This window comes from Bacillus sp. LNXM65, from assembly GCF_002998575.1.
Taxonomy (GTDB): Bacteria; Bacillota; Bacilli; order Bacillales; family Bacillaceae; genus Bacillus.
This window is the reverse complement of the sequence record NZ_PVRB01000003.1, coordinates 292401-312330: the sequence shown is the minus strand read 5'-3', so window position 1 is coordinate 312330 and position 19930 is coordinate 292401. Positions and strand designations below refer to the sequence as shown.

23 protein-coding genes and 1 pseudogene are annotated in these 19930 nt (G+C 42.5%); 7 read left to right on the top strand and 17 right to left on the bottom strand.

Translation table 11 applies throughout. From position 1 onward, the window contains the following. Positions 1-67: 67 nt before the first annotated feature. Positions 68-1285 carry an NAD(P)/FAD-dependent oxidoreductase gene (locus tag C6Y03_RS07645; protein WP_161937191.1) on the bottom strand — a complete coding sequence of 406 codons (1218 nt, stop codon included), beginning with the start codon at positions 1283-1285 and terminating at the stop codon, positions 68-70. Between the two features lie 391 nt (positions 1286-1676). Between C6Y03_RS07645 and yumC the strand changes: the two genes are divergently transcribed. Continuing rightward, positions 1677-2675, top strand: a complete 999-nt coding sequence (yumC, locus tag C6Y03_RS07640; protein WP_034659862.1) for a ferredoxin--NADP reductase 2 — start codon at positions 1677-1679, stop codon at positions 2673-2675. A gap of 47 nt (positions 2676-2722) precedes the next feature. Here yumC and C6Y03_RS07635 read toward each other — a convergent pair whose 3' ends face one another. Next, positions 2723-2929, bottom strand: a complete 207-nt coding sequence (locus tag C6Y03_RS07635) for a hypothetical protein (protein WP_012011136.1) — start codon at positions 2927-2929, stop codon at positions 2723-2725. A gap of 204 nt (positions 2930-3133) precedes the next feature. Here C6Y03_RS07635 and C6Y03_RS19345 point away from each other — a divergent pair, with 204 nt between their 5' ends. Further along, entirely contained in the window at positions 3134-3301 is a 168-nt protein-coding gene (locus C6Y03_RS19345) for a hypothetical protein (protein ID WP_223260739.1), read from the top strand. Positions 3302-3309: 8 nt separating this feature from the next. Continuing rightward, on the top strand, positions 3310-3549 hold the full coding sequence (locus C6Y03_RS19340; protein ID WP_223260738.1) for a hypothetical protein: 240 nt from the start codon (positions 3310-3312) through the stop codon (positions 3547-3549). A 123-nt stretch (positions 3550-3672) separates the two neighbouring features. On the opposite strand, the gene erpA is transcribed toward C6Y03_RS19340, so the two are convergent. From erpA to C6Y03_RS07615, 3 genes are all read right to left on the bottom strand, one after another. Beyond that, positions 3673-4035: an iron-sulfur cluster insertion protein ErpA gene (erpA, locus tag C6Y03_RS07625; protein WP_012011138.1), complete on the bottom strand. Its 363-nt coding sequence runs from the start codon at positions 4033-4035 to the stop codon at positions 3673-3675. Positions 4036-4108: 73 nt separating this feature from the next. After that, entirely contained in the window at positions 4109-4963 is an 855-nt protein-coding gene (dapF, locus tag C6Y03_RS07620; RefSeq protein WP_106039118.1) for a diaminopimelate epimerase, read from the bottom strand. A gap of 270 nt (positions 4964-5233) precedes the next feature. Beyond that, positions 5234-5470 (bottom strand): YuzB family protein, encoded by a 237-nt coding sequence (locus tag C6Y03_RS07615; protein WP_003213414.1) that lies wholly within the window; start codon positions 5468-5470, stop codon positions 5234-5236. A 255-nt stretch (positions 5471-5725) separates the two neighbouring features. On the opposite strand from C6Y03_RS07615, the gene C6Y03_RS07610 reads away from it, so the two are divergent. Beyond that, complete coding sequence (locus tag C6Y03_RS07610) at positions 5726-6793, top strand: NAD(P)/FAD-dependent oxidoreductase (RefSeq protein ID WP_106039117.1); 1068 nt, start codon at positions 5726-5728, stop codon at positions 6791-6793. A gap of 51 nt (positions 6794-6844) precedes the next feature. Here the strand turns inward: C6Y03_RS07610 and C6Y03_RS07605 are convergent, their stop codons facing one another. Together C6Y03_RS07605 and C6Y03_RS07600 are read right to left on the bottom strand one after the other, a co-directional pair. Beyond that, on the bottom strand, positions 6845-7075 hold the full coding sequence (locus C6Y03_RS07605; protein ID WP_058013767.1) for a hypothetical protein: 231 nt from the start codon (positions 7073-7075) through the stop codon (positions 6845-6847). Between the two features lie 100 nt (positions 7076-7175). Further along, entirely contained in the window at positions 7176-7505 is a 330-nt protein-coding gene (locus C6Y03_RS07600) for a YuzD family protein (RefSeq protein ID WP_003212989.1), read from the bottom strand. A gap of 121 nt (positions 7506-7626) precedes the next feature. On the opposite strand from C6Y03_RS07600, the pseudogene C6Y03_RS07595 reads away from it, so the two are divergent. Next, positions 7627-7926, top strand: a pseudogene (locus C6Y03_RS07595) (NifU family protein). A 210-nt stretch (positions 7927-8136) separates the two neighbouring features. Here the strand turns inward: C6Y03_RS07595 and C6Y03_RS07585 are convergent. The 6 genes from C6Y03_RS07585 to yutH form a co-directional block, all read right to left on the bottom strand. Further along, on the bottom strand, positions 8137-10107 hold the full coding sequence (locus tag C6Y03_RS07585) for a S9 family peptidase (RefSeq protein ID WP_106039115.1): 1971 nt from the start codon (positions 10105-10107) through the stop codon (positions 8137-8139). A 103-nt stretch (positions 10108-10210) separates the two neighbouring features. Further along, complete coding sequence (gene thrB, locus C6Y03_RS07580) at positions 10211-11143, bottom strand: homoserine kinase (RefSeq protein ID WP_106039114.1); 933 nt, start codon at positions 11141-11143, stop codon at positions 10211-10213. Continuing rightward, positions 11140-12201: a threonine synthase gene (gene thrC / locus C6Y03_RS07575; RefSeq protein WP_024423361.1), complete on the bottom strand. Its 1062-nt coding sequence runs from the start codon at positions 12199-12201 to the stop codon at positions 11140-11142. The genes thrB and thrC overlap by 4 nt, the downstream gene beginning before the upstream one ends. Beyond that, positions 12201-13502: a homoserine dehydrogenase gene (locus C6Y03_RS07570; RefSeq protein ID WP_060597237.1), complete on the bottom strand. Its 1302-nt coding sequence runs from the start codon at positions 13500-13502 to the stop codon at positions 12201-12203. Before C6Y03_RS07570 ends, thrC begins: the two co-directional genes overlap by 1 nt. Positions 13503-13710: 208 nt before the next feature. Continuing rightward, positions 13711-14694 carry a 2-hydroxyacid dehydrogenase gene (locus C6Y03_RS07560; protein WP_106039112.1) on the bottom strand — a complete coding sequence of 328 codons (984 nt, stop codon included), beginning with the start codon at positions 14692-14694 and terminating at the stop codon, positions 13711-13713. Between the two features lie 85 nt (positions 14695-14779). Further along, positions 14780-15808, bottom strand: a complete 1029-nt coding sequence (yutH, locus tag C6Y03_RS07555) for a spore coat putative kinase YutH (RefSeq protein ID WP_106039111.1) — start codon at positions 15806-15808, stop codon at positions 14780-14782. A 115-nt stretch (positions 15809-15923) separates the two neighbouring features. Between yutH and C6Y03_RS07550 the strand changes: the two genes are divergently transcribed. Next, positions 15924-16424: a phosphatidylglycerophosphatase A family protein gene (locus C6Y03_RS07550; RefSeq protein WP_060597240.1), complete on the top strand. Its 501-nt coding sequence runs from the start codon at positions 15924-15926 to the stop codon at positions 16422-16424. Positions 16425-16466: 42 nt separating this feature from the next. Here C6Y03_RS07550 and C6Y03_RS07545 read toward each other — a convergent pair whose 3' ends face one another. The 3 genes from C6Y03_RS07545 to C6Y03_RS07535 are packed head-to-tail and all read right to left on the bottom strand — an operon-like array spanning position 16467 to position 17988. Continuing rightward, positions 16467-17240 (bottom strand): TIGR01457 family HAD-type hydrolase, encoded by a 774-nt coding sequence (locus tag C6Y03_RS07545; RefSeq protein WP_106039163.1) that lies wholly within the window; start codon positions 17238-17240, stop codon positions 16467-16469. An 18-nt stretch (positions 17241-17258) separates the two neighbouring features. Beyond that, positions 17259-17693, bottom strand: coding sequence for a DUF86 domain-containing protein (locus C6Y03_RS07540; protein ID WP_034659878.1), 435 nt, complete (start codon positions 17691-17693; stop codon positions 17259-17261). 19 nt (positions 17694-17712) lie between these two features. Continuing rightward, positions 17713-17988, bottom strand: coding sequence for a YutD family protein (locus C6Y03_RS07535; RefSeq protein WP_106039110.1), 276 nt, complete (start codon positions 17986-17988; stop codon positions 17713-17715). A 120-nt stretch (positions 17989-18108) separates the two neighbouring features. On the opposite strand from C6Y03_RS07535, the gene C6Y03_RS07530 reads away from it, so the two are divergent. Next, a complete protein-coding gene (locus C6Y03_RS07530) occupies positions 18109-18744 on the top strand; it encodes a YhcN/YlaJ family sporulation lipoprotein (protein ID WP_034659879.1) in 636 nt (211 codons plus the stop codon). A 39-nt stretch (positions 18745-18783) separates the two neighbouring features. Here C6Y03_RS07530 and lipA read toward each other — a convergent pair whose 3' ends face one another. Next, on the bottom strand, positions 18784-19680 hold the full coding sequence (gene lipA, locus C6Y03_RS07525; RefSeq protein WP_034660686.1) for a lipoyl synthase: 897 nt from the start codon (positions 19678-19680) through the stop codon (positions 18784-18786). Positions 19681-19930: the final 250 nt, after the last annotated feature.

The window sequence follows — 19930 nt, the reverse complement described above, 5'->3', positions numbered from 1 at the left end:
AAGAAAATATGCCATATATCATAAAAAAACGTGTATCACGAGGATACACGTTTTTGTCTATTAAAGTTTAGAAGAACTTGAATTTTCCTTTTTTCAGAACAAGTCCTGGGCCGCCAACCATGAATAAAGAACGGTTGTCGATGATTTTCTTCATTGCAGAAGCTTTTGTTCCTTGAAGTTTTTTACCAAACGCAACACCTACAGCGTCGTGTTCACCAAGAGAAGCAACTGTTCCTTTGATGTCTGGCTTAAAGCTTTCAAGAGAACCACCTTTAACTAGTGCTGCAAGGTTTTTCGCTACTGTTTCACCTTGCTGCATCGCGATTTGTGCAGTTGGTGGGTATGGACGGTTGATTTCTTCATTGATGATCAATGAACAGTCACCGATGATGAATACATCATCATTTTCTGGTACACGAAGATCTGGAGACACTTTTACGCGGCCGCGCATGTTTTCAAATCCAGCTTCTTCAACGATTGGGTTACCGCGTACACCAGCAGCCCAAACAACAGTTTCAGCTTTGATTTCTTCTGTATCATCGTCTTTTCCAACAATGATGCCTTCAGGCGTACATTCTTTGATCGCTGTACCAATTTTGAACTCAACACCTTTACCTTGAAGGTAGTTCATTGCATAGTCGATCAATTCAGGATCGAATCCTGGAAGAGCTGTTGGTGCAGCTTCTACACAGATGATACGTACGTCTTTTTGATCAATATCATACTCTTTGCAAAGCTCAGGCACACGGTTTCCAAGCTCACCAAGGAACTCAATACCTGTGAAGCCTGCACCGCCGACAACGATTGTCAAGCGCTCTGGACGTTTTTCAGCTTCCGTATTATACGTCGCAAATTGAAGCTCAATGTGCTCACGAAGCTGACGAGCAGAGTTGATATTAGAGATTGAGAATGCATATTCTTTCAGTCCTGCAATACCAAATGTTTCAGGAACAGCACCAAGTGCAACAACAAGGTAGTCGTAAGAAAGTTCGCCATCTGATGTCACAACTTTCTTTGCTTCCTTATTAATGCTTTCAACTGTTGCTTGTACAAAGTTGACACGGGAACTGTTAATCACATCTTTGATTTGATAACGACAGCGGTCATGATGAAGTGTACCTGCACTTGCTTCATGTAACCATGTTGTTTCGTAATGATAATTATGCTTGTTCACAAGAGTAATGTCCGCATCATTTGTGCCAAGCTGTTTTGTTAATCTTGTTACAGTCATTAATCCGCCATAACCTGCACCTAATACAACGATTTTCGGTTTATTCACTGGAATCACATCCACCTTTTTTAAATTTGCTGTAAAACGGATAAAGAATTACATATTGCTATTCTCAACCGCTTTCCGGCATTTTATGAAATTTAAACAAAAAAATAAGTATGTGAAAATCTGAACTTTCACCTACATAAAACGAAAGCATTTGACCGTATCCGACAAAAATTCATAAAAAATTAATATTTAGTTCCCTTAACAATAATAGCGAGTTCTGCTCCTTTTTTCAAGGCTTTAAACTGAAAATCCTTATGATAAACGGTCTTTCTCGCTTTTTCCTCTTTTTCAAAGCTTCGGCATCAAAAAACGACAAGTTTTTCAAAACAAGTCAAACGACGATATGTGGTATGATATGATATAGTGATAACAATTTTCATTTGGGAGGATTAAAGGAATGCAAGAAGATTCTAAGGTATATGACATTACCGTTATCGGGGGCGGCCCAGTAGGATTGTTTACTGCGTTTTACGGTGGCATGAGACAGGCAAGTGTGAAAATCATTGAAAGCCTTCCTCAGCTCGGCGGTCAATTATCCGCTCTTTACCCTGAAAAATACATTTATGATGTGGCTGGTTTTCCAAAAATCCGCGCACAAGAATTAGTTGATAACTTAAAGGAACAAATGGATAAATTTGATCAAACCATTTGCTTAGAGCAAGCAGTTGAAACGGTTGAAAAGCAGGCAGATGGCATTTTTAAACTTGTGACAAATCAAGAGATTCATTATTCTAAAACGATCATCATCACAGCTGGTAACGGTGCATTCCAACCGAGAAAGCTTGAGCTAGGTGCAGCAGAATCATTTGAAGGAAGCAACCTGCATTACTTCATTAATGATTTGAACCAATTTGCCGGCAGACGTGTGGCCGTTCTTGGCGGCGGAGACTCTGCAGTGGACTGGGCTCTGATGCTTGAACCTATCGCAAAAGAAGTATCCATTATTCACCGCCGTGATAAATTCCGCGCCCATGAGCACAGTGTAGAAAACCTGCACAATTCGAAAGTCAATGTAGTGACGCCATTTGTCCCAACTGAGCTCATTGGTGAAGACCGCATTGAACAGATTGTGCTGGAGGAAGTCAAAGGCGACAAAAAACAAGTGCTTGATGTGGACGACGTGATCGTCAACTTCGGTTTTGTTTCCTCCCTTGGACCAATTAAGCAATGGGGTCTTGAAATCGAAAAGAACTCGATCGTCGTGAAATCCACAATGGAAACAAACATTGAAGGCTTCTATGCGGCAGGAGACATCTGTACGTATGAAGGAAAAGTCAAATTGATTGCCAGCGGATTTGGTGAAGCACCAACGGCTGTCAACAATGCGAAAGCCTACATGGACCCGAAAGCCCGTGTACAGCCTCTTCATTCCACAAGCTTATTTGAAAACAAATAAAAACGGATCAAAAAAAGGAGTTCCCACTAGCGGAACTCCTTTTTCGTTTATTTAAAAACCCCAATATAGGCATTCGCCATTCCAAGTACCATTGCAGCAAGCAGCACCACAACAATCCCTGCCACAACCAAAATCACCCGATCCTTCACACGTTCCTTTTTCGGAAGCGGCTTCTCAATCCCGCAAGCTGGACACGTTTTGGAACGATACGGAATCAGTTCATGACAGTTCCTGCAATTGATTTGTTCACTCAAACCTCAGCAACCTCTTTTCTACCTACAGTTTATGTTTGGTTCTCATGATACTCTTTTTGGGTGGAAATAGCCAGTTGTGAGAGCAAGCTGTAACAAAATTGAGCGATTTATAAATTGTTGAAGAGATAATGGAATCAATGAAGCTTTGATCTGTTCAACCGATATAGGAAATGAAGAAGTTCATAATGAAGGATAGGTGGAAAGATGTTAAAGCGTTTAATGATCAGTTTGAGCTTATTACTGATGATTGGTGGCTCAGTTGAACTGTTTACAAAAGACTATAACAAACATTATGCGCAGTTCGCAGCAGGATTGAATATTAATGTTGATCAACTAGGACCTTTTTTAAAGCGTGGTCCACTTCAATTTTAGATTCTGGTTTGAGTGATCAAGAAATCAAACAGATACTCTCCAAAGTTCAAAAAATGAATAAAAACAATGAAACGAAAAAAATGGGCACTTATGAAGTGATGTACCATGAAAAACTCGCAAATATTAAAATTGTGATTGAAGTCCATGTGGAAGATGGCAATAAAGAAGTGGTGATCTATATGTTTAGCACCCAAGAGTTGGTGGATGTCCTGGATAAAGAACTGTTGAAAATAGAAGAAGCAATATGAGAAAGAGACACTGAATGAGTGTCTTTTTTTATGGTTCATTTTCCTCATCAAAAAAGCCTCCTCGATCGTGTTGTTTATAAAAACAAACGAACAAGAAGGCTTATCTTAATCCATGATCAGTTGTTAACACTCTTCCGGCGTACCGGTATTCGTCGCTGTTCGGAAAGAAGAACCGCATCCGCATGAAGCAATCGCATTCGGATTGTCGATGGTGAAACCGCCGCCCATTAGTGATTGTTTGAAATCAATGATGGTGCCGTTCATGATATCAAGGCTTTCGGAGTCGACAAGGACCTGGATGCCTTGCTGTTCGAACTGTGTGTCTTTCTCTGAGACTTCATGGTCAAAGCCCATGCCGTATGAAAGACCGCTGCATCCGCCGCCTTTTACGCCCACTCGTAGGAACGCATTTTCTTCTTCATGTTCTTTCATCATATCTTTAATCTGCAGTGCAGCAGCTTCTGTAATGGTTACTGGTGTACTCATGATCATCCCTCCTTTTGACTGGATGTTTCTTTTCAATTATAAACGTGATGGTGCCTTTTCTCAAATAAATGGTTTACAGATAAAATGTGCCGTCACAAATCGTTTCAGCAGGCCCTGTCATGAGCACATGGTCGTTGTCTTTCCAGCGAATGATGAGATCTCCGCCTGCTAAGTGAACCGTCATGTCCGTTTCTTTTTTCGCCTGTCCATTCACAATCGTGGATACAGCCGCAGCGCAAGCTCCCGTTCCGCAGGCTTGAGTAATGCCAGACCCTCTTTCCCACACACGAAAATGCAGTTCTGTTTCACTGACAACTTCTACAAATTCTACATTGACACCTTCTGGGAACATGTCATGCTTTTCGATGATTGGCCCAAGTGTATCAAGCGGTGCTTTTTCAATGTCCTCTAAATAAAAAACGATGTGCGGGTTTCCCATTGAAACAGCCGTTCCATTTAAAGTCACAGTGCCAAAATCAAGTGCTTCATGAATCGTTGTGCTGGCCGGTTCACCAAGCATTGGCATCGCTTTTTTTTCAAAACGAGGTTTCCCCATATCTACTGTCACTAAATGAACGTGACCATCCTGCACGTGAACGGTAGCTTCAACGAGTCCTGACAATGTCTCAATCTGGAACGTTGTGTCTGTTACGATTTGATGCTCATACACATACTTTGCGACGCAGCGCAGACCGTTGCCGCAGTTTTTACCCTCTGATCCATCATTGTTGAAAATGCGCATTTTCACAGGTGCAACATCTGATGGGCAAATAAGGATCATTCCGTCTGAACCGATTCCTGTATAAACAGAAGAAACGCGGATCGCTATCTCTGATAGCTGCTCTTCTGGAAGCTGTTCCTTCATCTGATTGACGTATATATAATTATTTCCTAATCCGTGCATTTTCGTGAATTGAAATGATGTCATGAGCTTCCTCCAAAAATGTTGTTTCTTTATAGTATAAAAGGAGTCGATTCAGGAGACAATCTTATCATCCCCCGTTTTTCATACATAGAAGCTCTTTGCTGCCATGGCAAAGGGCTTTTATTATGCATATGCCTCTTTTTTTCTCGTGTGATGCTTCATTTTGATGATATTTTATTAGCATAACATATTGGATGCGCTTTCTATGCATTCTCCTTAAAAATGGAAGATTGAAGTAAGAAAAAAATGCACCTCATGACCCATGTGGTGCATTTAAAACATCTCATTTTCCTCTATAAAAGCATAAATACGCTCGACTAGCTGCTCTGCATTTTCTCCTGAAACAAATTCTCCATTCACAAGTGCAAATGGGGAGTCCATACATTTGCCGCAATAGCTTAAACAGCCGTATTCCATAACGTCTAGGTTTGGGTCTTTATCAAGCTTCTCTTTTGCTTCTTGAGACCCTTGTGCAAGATTACTTACACAAAATTCGATCAGTGGGAACACTTTGCTTCACCTCACATTGCTTTACCATCCTACCGAAATTCCTTCTATTAGTCAAAACATGAGCTTCATCTGTATCGTTACGCCTATTCCTCGTAAAATGTTTTACTATTTAGGACTAACTAATGAATATGTAGGTTATTTTGAAACAATTATTGTGGTTTCACAGTAAATTCGATATAATTTTATTTGGTATTTTAACTTAAAGTTTTTTAGTATAAGTGTTTTTCAATGTCTACGGGGAAAAGGAGAATCGTCATGAAAAATTTAGTCTTGATCGGCGGAGGTTACGGGAATATGCGGGTTCTCCACCGCTTATTGCCAAATCAATTACCTGATGATGTTACTATCACATTAATTGATCGAAATCCTTACCACTGTTTAAAAACAGAATATTATGCACTCGCTGCTGGAACAATCTCTGATCATCACATCCGAGTATCTTTTCCAGAGCATCCGAAGCTGGATATTCAATATGGGGAAGTAGAAAAAATTGATATTGAAAACAAACAGATCTTATTCAGCGACCGTGAACCCATTCCTTATGACGACACGGTGATTGGACTCGGCTGTGAGGACAAGTATCATAATGTCCCTGGTGCGAAAGAACATACATACAGTATTCAAACCATTGATCAGTCAAGACATACGTATAACAAATTAAACAATTTGGGTGCAGGTGCAACGGTTGGTATCGTCGGTGCTGGACTTAGCGGGGTAGAGCTAGCCAGTGAATTAAGAGAAAGCCGTGCTGATTTAAACATTATTCTTTTTGACCGCGGAGAGCTGATTCTATCAAGCTTCCCAAAAAGATTAAGTTTATATGTGCAAAAGTGGTTTGAAGAAAATGACGTAAAGATCATTAACTGTGCCAATATTACGAAGGTTGAAGAAGGTGTTGTTTACAACCATGATGACGCCATTGAAGCAGAGGTCATCGTATGGACAGCAGGCATTCAGCCAAGCAAAGTGGTACGGGAGATGGATGTTGAAAAAGACGCACAAGGCCGCGTCGTATTAACACCTCATCACAATCTCCCTGAAAATGAGCATGTCTATGTCGTGGGTGATTGCGCAAGCTTGCCGCATGCCCCAAGTGCACAGCTTGCCGAGGCGCAGGCAGAACAAATTGTCCAATCTCTGCAAAAACGTTGGAAAAACGAGCCGCTTCCTGAGGCTTATCCTCAGTTTAAGCTAAAAGGTGTCTTAGGATCTTTAGGGAAAAAAGCCGGCTTTGGCTTAGTAGCAGATCGTCCACTTATTGGCCGTGTACCAAGACTTCTAAAATCCGGACTCCTTTGGATGTACAAGCATCACAATGGCTAACATCATGTGAATTTTTTCTCAAAGCTCCTTCATGACGAGGGAGCTTTTTTTCTATGAAACGGCATGTGCCGATGAACGGGTCAATTTGATCGGAGCAAGGGCAAGGATGCAGTCTTTACGAAAAGTTCTCATCGTTTTCTTCGATAAACAATACGCTTGGATGAGCTGGTCTGTTTGACGGTGGACAATGATTTTACGCTTCGTGCACTCTCCGTTTTTCTTCATATAAATCATCTCAATTGGTATTTGCTGATGAAGAGATTGTTTCAGTAAATAATTCATGATGCTCACGCTCCTTTCATTTGATTATAATCGAACAAACGTTCTTTTTCAACCCAAAAGGAACGTTTGTTCTGTTTGTTTTCTCAAAAAAAAGAACAGTTTATTCACTGCTCTCCGTGTAACCGTATTTCTCCATTTCTTGATAAATGTCTTTTAATTTTGGATTGCCCTCTCCAACAATTTGATCCTCCACTAAGACAAGCGGATAAAAGAATTCATCATCAAGAATTCGTTCAGACAATTCTTTTTGGTGTTCGTTTTCTGGCGGGTGCTCAATATCAATATATGTGATACGAAACGGCTGATTCGGATATTTTCGTTTTAACGCTGCATCTAACCACTCAAATGTGTCTTTTGAAGAAGGCAGATTCACGCAGCTAGCGCACAGTACATCTCTTCCATATACATAAAGATCAACGGTTTGATTCATTTGGCAAGCCCCCTATTCTTTCTTTATTTTAGCTGAATTTTCTGTATGAAAAAAGTCAAAATCACTTTTTGTTTCAAGATGAGATTGTGCTATAATGAGAAGGAAACTTTGAAACCAATCAATAGATTTTTATCGTCCAGATGAATATAATGGTGATATGTTGTGAAAGGAGCGATTATATCTAATGACTGAAGTCGAAATGAAAGACCAAGTACAGGAAGTACTGGACAAACTTCGTCCATTTCTATTACGTGATGGTGGAGACTGTGAGCTTGTAGACATTGAAGATGGCATTGTGAAATTACGTCTTCTTGGTGCATGCGGCAGCTGCCCAAGTTCAACCATTACATTGAAAGCCGGTATTGAGCGCGCATTATTAGAAGAAGTGCCTGGCGTTGTAGAAGTTGAACAGGTTTTCTAATTCATATATGACATGAAAACGACCCGAATTCGGGGTCGTTTTTTTCATTATTAGCCCTTTGTCAGCGTGATATGAAAACCCTTGAATTCTAGGAAGGACGAGTACTGGCGCGGAGCGAATTTGATATTCATAAGCACCAGCACGCAGGACTGACACGGAATGCGAGGGTTTGTCATCACGCTGAAGCGACCCGAATTGGATCGTTTTTTATTAGCTTAACTTCTCTCTAAACCAGTCCTTCATAAAGGTCAGTCTTTGAATACGCTGCCCCGGATGGCCGCTTCTGGATAAATCATGAGATGCCTTCGGGAATTTGACGAGCCTTGTGTCTTTCCCAAGCTCCTTCAGTGCTACAAAAAGCTGTTCTGCTTGATCAACTGGGCAGCGATAGTCTTCATCGCTGTGCAAGATGAGAAGCGGCGTCTTCACCTGCTTCACATACTTTAGCGGCGAACGATCCCACAGCTTATCGGCCGAATCATAAATATCCCCATCAATCTGCCATCTTGTGAAGTAATAACCGATGTCACTAATGCCATAAAAGCTAATCCAGTTTGAAATGGACCGCTGTGTGACGGCTGCGCGAAAACGGTCGGTCTGTCCAACAATCCAGTTGGTCATAAAACCGCCATAACTGCCGCCTGTCACTCCAAGTCTTGTTTCATCAAGGAAATCATAGGCTTTGAGCACATGATCAACAGCCTGCATGACATCCTCATAATCAACGTCACCATAACTCCCTCTCACACGGTCGGTAAACATTTGCCCGTATCCATGACTGCCATGAGGATTGATATATACGATGGCATAGCCTTCAGCAGCGAGCATTTGAAATTCATGAAAATACGTATAACCATACATCGCATGCGGTCCACCATGAATCTCTAAAATGAGCGGATAAGTCTTTCCTTCTTCCATTTGGGAAGGTTTCATAACCCAGCCATGCACCTCATCGCCTTCTTTTGACTGAAACGAAAATGGCTCTGGTACCGATAGGACATGCTCCTTGAGTAATTCATCATGCTCGAATGTGATTTGCTTTAGATCCGTCTCCCCTAATGTCAGCTCATACAGCTCACTTGGAGAAATGGGTGACAGCCGGCTGAGCAACAATTTGGATTCATCCGGATGAAGGCTAAAGTTTGTGATATGTTCTTCCTCTAATCGAACAGGATAGGCTAAGCCTTCAACGGAGAAATAATAAATCCCCGTACTGCCTTGATCAGAAACAAGCGCATAAAACCCCTGGCTATCCTTTGTCCACTGCGGAAGCTGATTGGCTTCGCCCATAACGCTATCCCCTGCCATACAGTTGCCCACATACATATCGAGCATTTCTGACAGCTGAACGGCATTTCCCTCCTTCAGATCATACAGCCATAATGCTGGAAAAGTAGCATTTTGAAATTCACGCTCATGTCCGATATACACGAGGCTCTCTCCATTAGGAGCAAAAGACACGGTAGAATAAGCGCCTGATGATTGTGTGATTTTCTTTGTCGTACCATCCTCTAATGATCGGAGGCACGCGTCACTTATGTAAGGTTTCTGAGGATTTGATTGAATATAGGCAAGCCATTTCCCGCACGGAGAGACCGTGTGATTCACATGATGATGCTGCCCGCTCGTGACAGCCTCTATCTCTCCTGAATGGGTATCCACTTGAATGATTTGCGTAAAACGTCCATCTAAAAAACCTCTGCCATCTGCTTTATAGGTTAAATCATCATATACCGCAGGAGCGAAATCATCTCGCTCTTCCTTTTTTTCATCATGAACAGATTCTGATTGTTTCAGTGACACTGATGCATAAATGAAAGCTCCATCTGGTGAAAAGACAGGATGAGATACCCCGTAAGGAATCGCCGTTAAGGTGCGAACGCCGCCTCCCTCGCTCTGGATAAGAGCTAGTTGAGGGACTTCCTTTGGCTTTTGCAAAATAAAAGCAAGCTGCCTGCTGTCTTTTGACCACACTGGCTGATGATGCTTTCCATCCTCAAATGTCCATTGTGACAGCTCCTCTGTCTCTTCATCTCGAACCCATAAATGGATGTTGTAATCATCTTTTTTCTCATTCACTGTGACTTTTGTAAAAACCGCTTTTTTTCCATCTGGTGAATAAACCGGATGAGAAACAGAAACAATCTTCGTTAAATCTTCTGCCGTCATCAATTTCTTCATGAATGTATCTCCTCCTTTTATGCATAAAAAATAGTTCGATCCTCTAAATAATAATCCCTGCTTCTTCCTATAAAAACAAGGATAAAAAAAAGAACGTGCATTTTTACAGCACGTTCTTTACTTGATTGACAGGATCATGCTCCACGACAACACCTTCTACCGGTACCGTCAGCAAATCTACTTCGCAATGCGGGAAGTTTTGGGCAAGCTGCTTTTTCAGCGCTTCTCCCTTCCCTTTTTCAACTAAGGTTAAGATCGTCGGTCCAGCACCGCTTAATGCCGTTCCATACGCTCCTTTTAGCGAAGCGACATGCTCTACCTTCGACAGCTCTGGGACGAGCATTGTGCGGTAAGGCTGATGAAATAAATCCTTATTCATCATTTCTCCAACAAGCGGCCAGTTTTGCGTCATTAATGCCGCTACAAGCACGTTGCTCACAGCACTCGCACTGACAGCATGTTTATAGGAAAGATCCTCTGGCAGGACATCACGGGCATCCTTTGTCAGCACTTCATAAAAAGGAATCACGACGACAACATCTATATCCACATGCTGCACTTTGACGGCATGTGTCTGGTCTTCTTCATGAAGACCAATCAGTAAACCGCCGAATAAAGAAGCACCCGCATTATCTGGATGACCTTCTACCTCACTTGCAAAAAAGAGCTTTTGATCATCTGTCATATTTAATTCGAGAAGCTGATTGGCCAGCTCAATGGCTGCCACAATTGCAGCAGCACTGCTTCCCAGCCCCCGTGCCAATGGAATATCACTCCACACTTTGACATAAACAGGCGGGAGTGTTTTTCCAAAGTGATCTGCGACCTTTTTGGCTGTTTGATAAATTAGGTTGTCGGTGCCTGATGGAATCCCGGACACGACATCTGTTTCTGCTTCAAACAGCCAGCTATCATGGTCATAGACCGATAGCTTTAAATAGCGGCTGAGCGCCATTCCAACTGAATCAAAGCCTGGTCCTAAATTGGCAGTGCTTCCCGGTACTGTGATTGTAAAAAGCATGGAGGCTTTACTCATACGCGCGCGGCCTTTTCTAAGTGTTCAAGAATTTGATCTTCATCTGCATCGAGTGTGACCGGCTTGATTTGTGAAATATCAATTGCCGTATTCGGATCTTTCAATCCGTTGCCTGTTAATACCGCAACAACTTTACTGCCTGGCTTGATTTCTCCGGATTTCACCTGCTTTAGCACACCTGCGATAGACGCACAAGAGCCCGGTTCTGCAAACACGCCTTCTTCACGTGCAATCAATTGATATGCATGAAGAATTTCCTCGTCAGTCACTTCATCAATCTTTCCGTTTGATTCATCTGCGGCTGCCACAGCTTGCTTCCAGCTCGCTGGATTTCCGATACGGATGGCAGTTGCCACTGTTTCTGGCTGTTCAATCACTTCATTTCGTACGATTGCTGCTGCACCTTCTGCTTCAAAGCCGCGCATGACTGGCAGTCCAGTTCCTTTTTTCTCATGGTATTCCTTGAAGCCTTTCCAGTAGGCGGTGATGTTCCCTGCATTTCCAACAGGAATCGCCAGTACGTCCGGGGCCGAGCCTAGCTGCTCACAGATTTCAAATGCCGCAGTTTTTTGTCCTTCAATTCGGTACGGATTGACAGAGTTAACAAGAGCAATCGGCGCTTTTTCACAGATGCTGCGGACGATTTTCAGCGCATCATCAAAGTTGCCGTCAATCGCAATGATCTCTGCTCCGTACATCACAGCCTGTGCAAGCTTCCCGAAGGCAATTTTCCCGTCTGGAATGATGACGATACATTTCATATCAGCACGGGCTGCATAAGCCGCTGCCGCTGCAGAGGTATTCCCTGTCGAAGCACACATGATCGTATCATTGCCTTCTTCTTTTGCCTTTGCAACAGCCATGACCATTCCACGATCCTTGAAAGAGCCAGTTGGATTGACGCCTTCTGTTTTCACATGAAGCTCAATCCCCAGCTTTTCCGAAAGTTTGGCAAGGTGGATCAGCGGTGTATTCCCTTCATTTAATGTTAGTTTTGGTGTTGATTCGTTTACTGGTAAGAATTCTTGGAATTCCTCAATAAGTCCATTCCACTTCATCAGCTTAAACCGTTCCCTTCTACTCGGTACGTGCTCTTCACTTGAAGCACCACGTCGAGATCGTTTAATTTTTGCAGAATATTTGAGAAATCTTCTTCTGAGGTCCGGTGTGTAATAATCACAATTTCAGCCAGCTCATCATGCCCTTTCACAGGAAGCTGAAGGATCTTTTCAAAGCTGATGCCTCTTTCAGAAAAAATAGATGTAATGCGGGAAAATGCCCCGACTTGATCTCTAACATGAATTCTTAAGAATTGCTGAGCAAATACTTCCGATGGAGATTTGATCTTTTTCTCAAACTGCGGTGCGATAAATCCGCTTCCGTTCACGCCAAGGCGCATGTTTTTCATCACTGCGACTAAGTCTGATACAACAGCTGTTGCCGTTGGGAGACTTCCTGCTCCAGGGCCGTAAAACATCGTTTCTCCTACAGCACTTCCATAGACATACACCGCATTGAATTCATTGTTGACCGATGATAGCGGATGGTGATCAGGGAGTAAGGTTGGCTGGACACTGACTTCCACTTTCTCTCCGTCCCGCTGGGCAATTCCGATCAGCTTCATTGTGTAGCCAAATCGTTTACTGAAATTAATGTCTTCATCAGAAACGTCAGAGATGCCTCTGACCTTCACATCCTCTAATTCCACATTCATGGAAAAACCGAGTCTTGCAAGAATCGCCATTTTCCTTGCTGCATCAAGTCCTTCTACATCAGCTGTCGGGTCTGCTTCTGCAAAGCCAAGATCCTGCGCTTCTTTTAAGACATCTTCATATGCGCTTTTATCGACGTTCATTTTCGTTAAAATAAAATTCGTTGTACCGTTCACAATCCCCATCATCTTCGTAATTCGGTCAGAGGCCAATCCTTCCTCCAGCGTACGCAGAATCGGAATTCCTCCGGCGACACTTGCTTCATAATAAAGATCACAGCCATTTTCTTTCGCAACATGTAAAAGCTCTGTTCCGTAAAGCGCCATTAAATCTTTATTGGCTGTAATGACATGCTTCTTCTCATTTAACGCATCTATTAAATATTGTTTTGTCTCTTCAATGCCGCCCATCACTTCAATAATGACGTCGACCTCTGGATCTCTAATCACATCGTATACTTCAGTTGTGAAGACCTCTCTTGCCACATCCACATCTCTCTTTTTATCGGGATTGCTCACAAGCACTTTTTGTATTAATACCGGACAGCCGATCTGGTGCATTAATTTATCCTGGTGATCTTGGATAATCTTGACGACACCGCTTCCCACTGTTCCTAATCCTAATAGTCCAACTCGAATTGCCTTCACCTGAAATTCCACCTTTCTCCGTCAATGTCCTCTCTAAAAAGACATTTGTTAACCTAACACAGACATTCAATGTACACACATTATAAAGGGGTATCCTCATTTTGACAAGGTAATAAAATAAGAGATTGTCAGAATGAAACCGCTTAACAGCTATTTATATCAAGATTCTATATTTTCGAAATATTTTTGTCAGAAAAGCTCCCGAAACTCAGGGAGCCTTATATGATGAACGAACCGGCGTTTTGGCTTGCTGACCTTGTAAGACAAGCGCAATATTTTCAGCACACAAACGCATCATCGTTTTTCTCGTTTCGACACTTGCACTTCCAATATGAGGGAGAACCGTGACGTTAGGTAATGTTGTTAACGGATGAGACGGGCTGACAGGCTCCTGTCTAAATACATCCAGACCGGCTCCGGCAATTTTTCCTGTCGTGACCGCCTCATATAAAGCATCCTCATCTACAGTCTGTCCTCTTGATACGTTAATAAAATAAGCAGAGTTTTTCATCTGATCAAATGCCTTTTCATTAAACATGTCTTTCGTCTCCGGGGTTAACGGCGTCAGGCAGACGATGAAATCAGACTGCGTGAGCAGTTCCTCAAATGGCGCATAAGTCACGCCGAGCTGCGCTTCTGCCTCTGGCTTTCTTGACCGGTTATGGTACAGCACCTTCATGTCAAAGCCTGCTGCCCGCTTGGCAAGCGCTGTTCCGATACTTCCCATGCCAACAATTCCAAGGGTTTTGTGATGAATATCAGCGCCGGCAAGAAGAAGAGGCCCCCAGCCTGTCCAATTTCCTTCCTTAATCCAATCACTCGCCTCGACAATCCGTCTAGCTGACGCCATCAGAAGGGCAAAGGCTAAATCAGCCGTGGATTCTGTTAATACATCCGGTGTATGACAAATAGTGATATTGCGCTTTTCAGCGGCCTCAAGATCAATATTGTCATAGCCAACAGCAAGGTTTGCGATCACTTTAACATTTGGAGTTTTTGATAAAAGGGCTTCATCTACTTGATCTGACAGCATGGTGAGAAGCGCATCCGCTTGAGCTGCTTGTTTTTCTAATTCTTCTCTTGGACATGGCTCATCCTCGCTCGGCCACATCTCAATATGAGCGACTTCTTTTAATGGTGTAAGTGATGCTTCATCCAGCTTTCTTGTGATATAGACATATGGTTTCGTCAAGAAGAACACTCCTTTGATTGATTTCTTTAAGCATAACGAAAAACGCCTCAAGAGAAAAGAGACGTTTCATCTGTTCACTGAAACTTCAAATCCGTGGACCTGTGATCCAGCCAACTGCCGGTATCGGGCTCTCGCCGCTTCGCATGGCACTCATTTCTTGAAAGACCTTCAGAAAGTATTCATAGCGATTGGCATCATTTAGGACGTAATCTAACCGCTCTTCATAATATGATTTTTCATTTTCTCCTGACATGTAGTAGCCTTCCACAATTTCAAAATAATGAAGCGGGAACAACAAGCGGCTGTATAACAAACGCTTAGAAAAGGTAGAAAGAGGTGTCACCTGCTCATATTGCTGAAGAAAGGAGAAGCCTTCTTCAATTAAATCTTCCTTATGCTGGACAAAGGTTTCTCTTAAGTATTCGGCAATATCCCGGGTTGGATGATCAAAGACCCAATCTACAGGTAAACGAAGCGGCTGCTCATGCGGCCAAGTCCTCCGCGAAAAACGCTGGTGGCAGACAGTGCCTGAGTCACATTCCTTCGGTTCATCATCAAGCTCAGTATCCACTAAATATTGAATGGCATTTTCCGTTAATCCAAGATAATACGGAAAGGATTCGATGAATTTTTTTTCAAACTGTTCCAGTGGTTTTTGGTGCATTTGCTGCATCCAAAAGCCTTCAAGCTGATCTAACCGTTTTGCCCACAATTCCTTCCAGGCTCCCACACGTTTTGTTTCAGATACCTCATATGGAAATCCTCTTCCCCTGACATGAAAGGCCGCCAGCTCTGATGCCTGCTGAAACGATCTGCTTGAGATCGGCGGTGCTGCCTTTAATAAAGCATACAGCTCCTTTCCATGAGTAAAGGTGGGCTTCTCTTCATTTGTTAATTCAAACACAGCGACGTATGGGTCTCCGGCATTCAGTAAATACTGACTGATATGATACAGCTCTGTGAGTTCTTCTTCTCGCAAATGAGACACAGGAACAATGATAAAGAGAGCCTCCGACGTTTGAAAGCTCTGATAACTGCCATATGGCATAAATTGACGCACATCAATACCAAATGTGTGATAAATGGTTTCTTTCATGTTTTCACCTGCGTTCATATGATCGATCTCTTATCATATCGTAGTCGCAGGTTGAGGGATTTATGAATACTATTTACTATCCGAAGCTTTTTACACGTTGTGGACCAAATTACGAGGATTGGGTGAGGAATATATGCCGCATCATCATGAGATGAACGAAGTAGAAAAAACAGCAAGACGCCGTTTACAAGAACGAGGCGTATCCATTCAAGATATAGCAGACCTTGTCTACTTTTTACAGGAAAAATATCATCCTGGCTTAGACATGACAGAATGCATCCACAATGTGGAGCGTGTCATCGCAAAACGAGAAGTCCAAAATGCGATATTAACAGGCGTCGAACTAGACGTACTAGCCGAGCAAAAAAAGCTAACCGAGCCGCTTCAGTCCATTTTAGAAACAGACGAAAGCCTGTATGGTGTTGATGAAATTCTATCCTTTGCTATCGTCAATATTTATGGTTCGATCGGCTTTACGAATTACGGATATATCGATAAAGAAAAACCAGGGATTCTCGGGAAACTCAATGATAAATCCACAGGCGAGTGCCACACCTTTTTAGATGACATTGTCGGCGCCATTGCTGCTGCAGCATCAAGCAGGCTTGCACATAGTACGAGAAATGCGGAATAAAGCAAAAAAGAGGACGCGCGCGTAACGCTTGTCCTCTTTTTTTTATGATAATCGCTCAATCCACTCGGATAATGAATCAATGACATAGGTTGGCTGTTTGTCATACTTCTGAAGCAGCTCTTTTGTTGTCACGCCTGTATGAACGAGTAATGTGTCCATTCCTGCATTCATCCCTGCCATAATGTCCGTATCATAGTTATCACCCACCATAAGCGTCTCAGACAGATCGGTCCCGAGCACCCTCATCGCTTGTTCCATGATGATGGATTCTGGCTTCCCGATAAACGTTGGCTGGACCGTAGTGGTGACGGTCAGCACAGATGTTAATGAGCCGTTCCCTGGCAGAAGCCCTCTTTCTGTTGGAATGGCGATGTCTCCATTTGTTGAGACAAATTGTGCGCCTTGACGGATGGCAATCGCACCTACTGCGAATTTTTCATATGTAATGTCTCGGTCAATTCCAACAACAACGAAATCAGCGTCTTCCTGACCGAACATTAGCCCTTTTTCTTCAATGGCCTGCTTGATTCCTTCTTCACCGATGACGTAAACAGACGCGTCTTTCTTTTGCTCGGCAATATAATTGGCTGTCGCCATACTTGTTGTAAAGACTTGTTCTTCAGTTGCTGGGATATCGAATGAAACAAGTTTTTCCGCTACCTGCTTTGGGGTGCGTGACGAGTTATTTGTGACAAACAAGTAGGGAATGTTTAGCTCATTTAACTTTTGAACAAATTGACCTGCTTCTTCGATCTTTTCTGTTCCTTTATACATTGTTCCGTCTAAATCAATTAAGTAGCCTTTGTATTTCATGATGCTCACAACTCCAATGGATTATTTAAACGCTGATACTGGGCCAAGCTCCTGCTCCAAGTAGGTACGGATGCGGCTTGGGAAAACCTCTAGCGCATGCTCAACCTCGCTGATCACCTGCAGCAAGTCGTGATGAACCACTTCCTGGTATTGCTGCACAAGTGTTTTGCGGCACGAGACAAGCTTTTTCAGCTGACTGCCTTCCTCTTCGGGTACAACCTTTTCATCAACAAGAATATCCATGATGTCATCATAGCTTCCTGGATCACGCATAATAAAGCCATCAATCATATCATTTCCCGTATCAAGAATACATTCGACGAGCAAATGAACAATTCGTTCCAGCGCTTTTTTCTCTAGTGGACTTGTCCATGTTTGATGACTGCGCATCAACTCATATTGCTCCTCGAAAAAACGTAATGTCTCTTCAATTTTTTTTCTGTCTACGAAATACATCATGACGCTCCCCTTTGCGTTATTTTCTGATTCGTTTTAAGACAAAATAGGCACAGCCAAAATTACAGTATTCATAAATGTATTCATCGAGTGTGCTGATTTTTGTATCAAATGTGGCCTTTTGGTTTTGGTCATCAAAGAACCCCTTCAGTCTCAGCTGATTGTAGCCCCAGTCCCCCACAATATAATCGTACTTATTTAAAATATCTGAGTACCTTGCTTTAAACGCTTCTTCATCAAAACCGCTTTTGATATCTCTTACAAGATCAAAAGTAGCATTCTGAATGACGATCATCTTCTCACCTCTTTTTAAACGATCCATCTTTAATGATAATTCATTGGAAGAACTCCATCAATTGCTAAAGCATGTTTTTTCCGTTTTAGCCGAAGCTAAAGAAAAAAGGAGGTCACATTTATGAAGAAACAACTGACAGCCGCGATTCTCCTCAGCATGCTTTTAGGCGGGTGCGGCTTTCAATCAGGTATGAACCGGCAAGTGGATGAAGATTCTTCAAGTAAAACCATCCGTCTATCGGATCGTCATGAAGGAAATAATTCCAACATGCCAGAAGCAGACACAAACAGAGCAGGATATGTTCGTTATCAGCGCCAGCAAGTAACGGATCAGAAAGAAAGAACACCTGCTTTAAATCGCGAGCATCTTGCCCACGTCATTACAAGTTTAACTGTGCAGCTCCCAAACATCAAAGATGCAGCCACACTTGTGACAGATGAGGATGCACTGATTGTATATCGAACAGGAAACAAAAACCGGGATGAATCTGCCGATCAAGTAAAGAAAACGGCGGTTTCTGTTCTCCCTCGTTATTATCATGTATACGTCTCTGATAATCCAGAGCACTTTCAATCCATTGCCAATTTTTCACGTCTTCAAACCAATTCACGTGATTTTGATCAAATTTTAACCAAAACGATTCAACAAATGAAATATTCCCCTCAAGGTGGAGATATTTCTACGAAAGAAGATGCCAATGGTATGACGAATTCTGACCGTACCATGAGAAGAAACGCCCCTTACGGCCAAAATTAATATGAGAAAAAACGCCAGAGATCTCTGGCGTTTTCTTTGTTATGCTTGCGCCTGACGCTTTTTAGACGCTTCGTTTACTTGTTCATCTGCATGGTAGGAAGAGCGCACAAGCGGTCCAGCTTCACAATGGCTAAAGCCTTTTGACATCGCAATTTCTTTCAGCTCTGCAAACTCATCCGGATGGTAGTATTTTTGAACTTTCAAATGCTTTTTCGAAGGTTGTAAATACTGACCAATCGCCATAATATCCACGTTGCTCGCAAGAAGATCATCCATGACTTCAATGATTTCTTCCTTCGTTTCACCTAGTCCAATCATAATGCTTGATTTCGTTGGAATGTCGGGCTGCATTTCTTTTGCGCGGCGCAAGAATTCTAATGAACGATCATATGTAGCACGTGCACGAACCCTTGGCGTTAATCTGCGAACTGTTTCAATATTGTGATTTAAAATATCAGGACGTGTGTCCATTAACGTCTTCAAATTATCGTAATTGCCGCCCATGTCTGAAGGGAGAACTTCAATTGTCGTGAATGGGCTTTTTCTTCTAATGGCACGAACGGTTTCAGCAAACACACCTGCTCCGCCATCCTTTTGATCATCCCTTGCAACCGCTGTTATGACAGCGTGCTTTAAGTTCATTAAGGCTACTGAATCTGCCACGCGTTCTGGCTCTTGCAGGTCAAGCTCAGTTGGAAGTCCTGTTTTCACCGCACAGAAACGGCATGCGCGCGTACAAACAGATCCAAGGATCATAAATGTAGCGGTTCTTCTCACCGCCCAGCATTCATGGATATTCGGACATTTTGCTTCCTCACAAACGGTATTCAGGTTGTTTTCCCGCATCATTTTTTTCAAACCGGTATAGTTTTCATTCGTATTCAGCTTAATTTTAAGCCAGTCCGGTTTTCTTACGTGCTCTTCCTTCTTTGCCAATTCCATCATCTCCATATGAATTCGTTAAAGGTGCATCTACAAAAATCTTCCTGCTATATACGATGGATGCAGCTAAGAAGCTGCAAAAAATTGAATCTTCGGCCTAAAGCCTTTTCTTTAGACACTTTAACATAGTACAGATTGAACAACAAGGGAATGAGCTGCAAAAATACCCAAAAGCCTCCTAAAAAAATCAGAAGAAAATTACTAACATTTTCTTCTTATGAAATAGGATGATCTAACCACACTA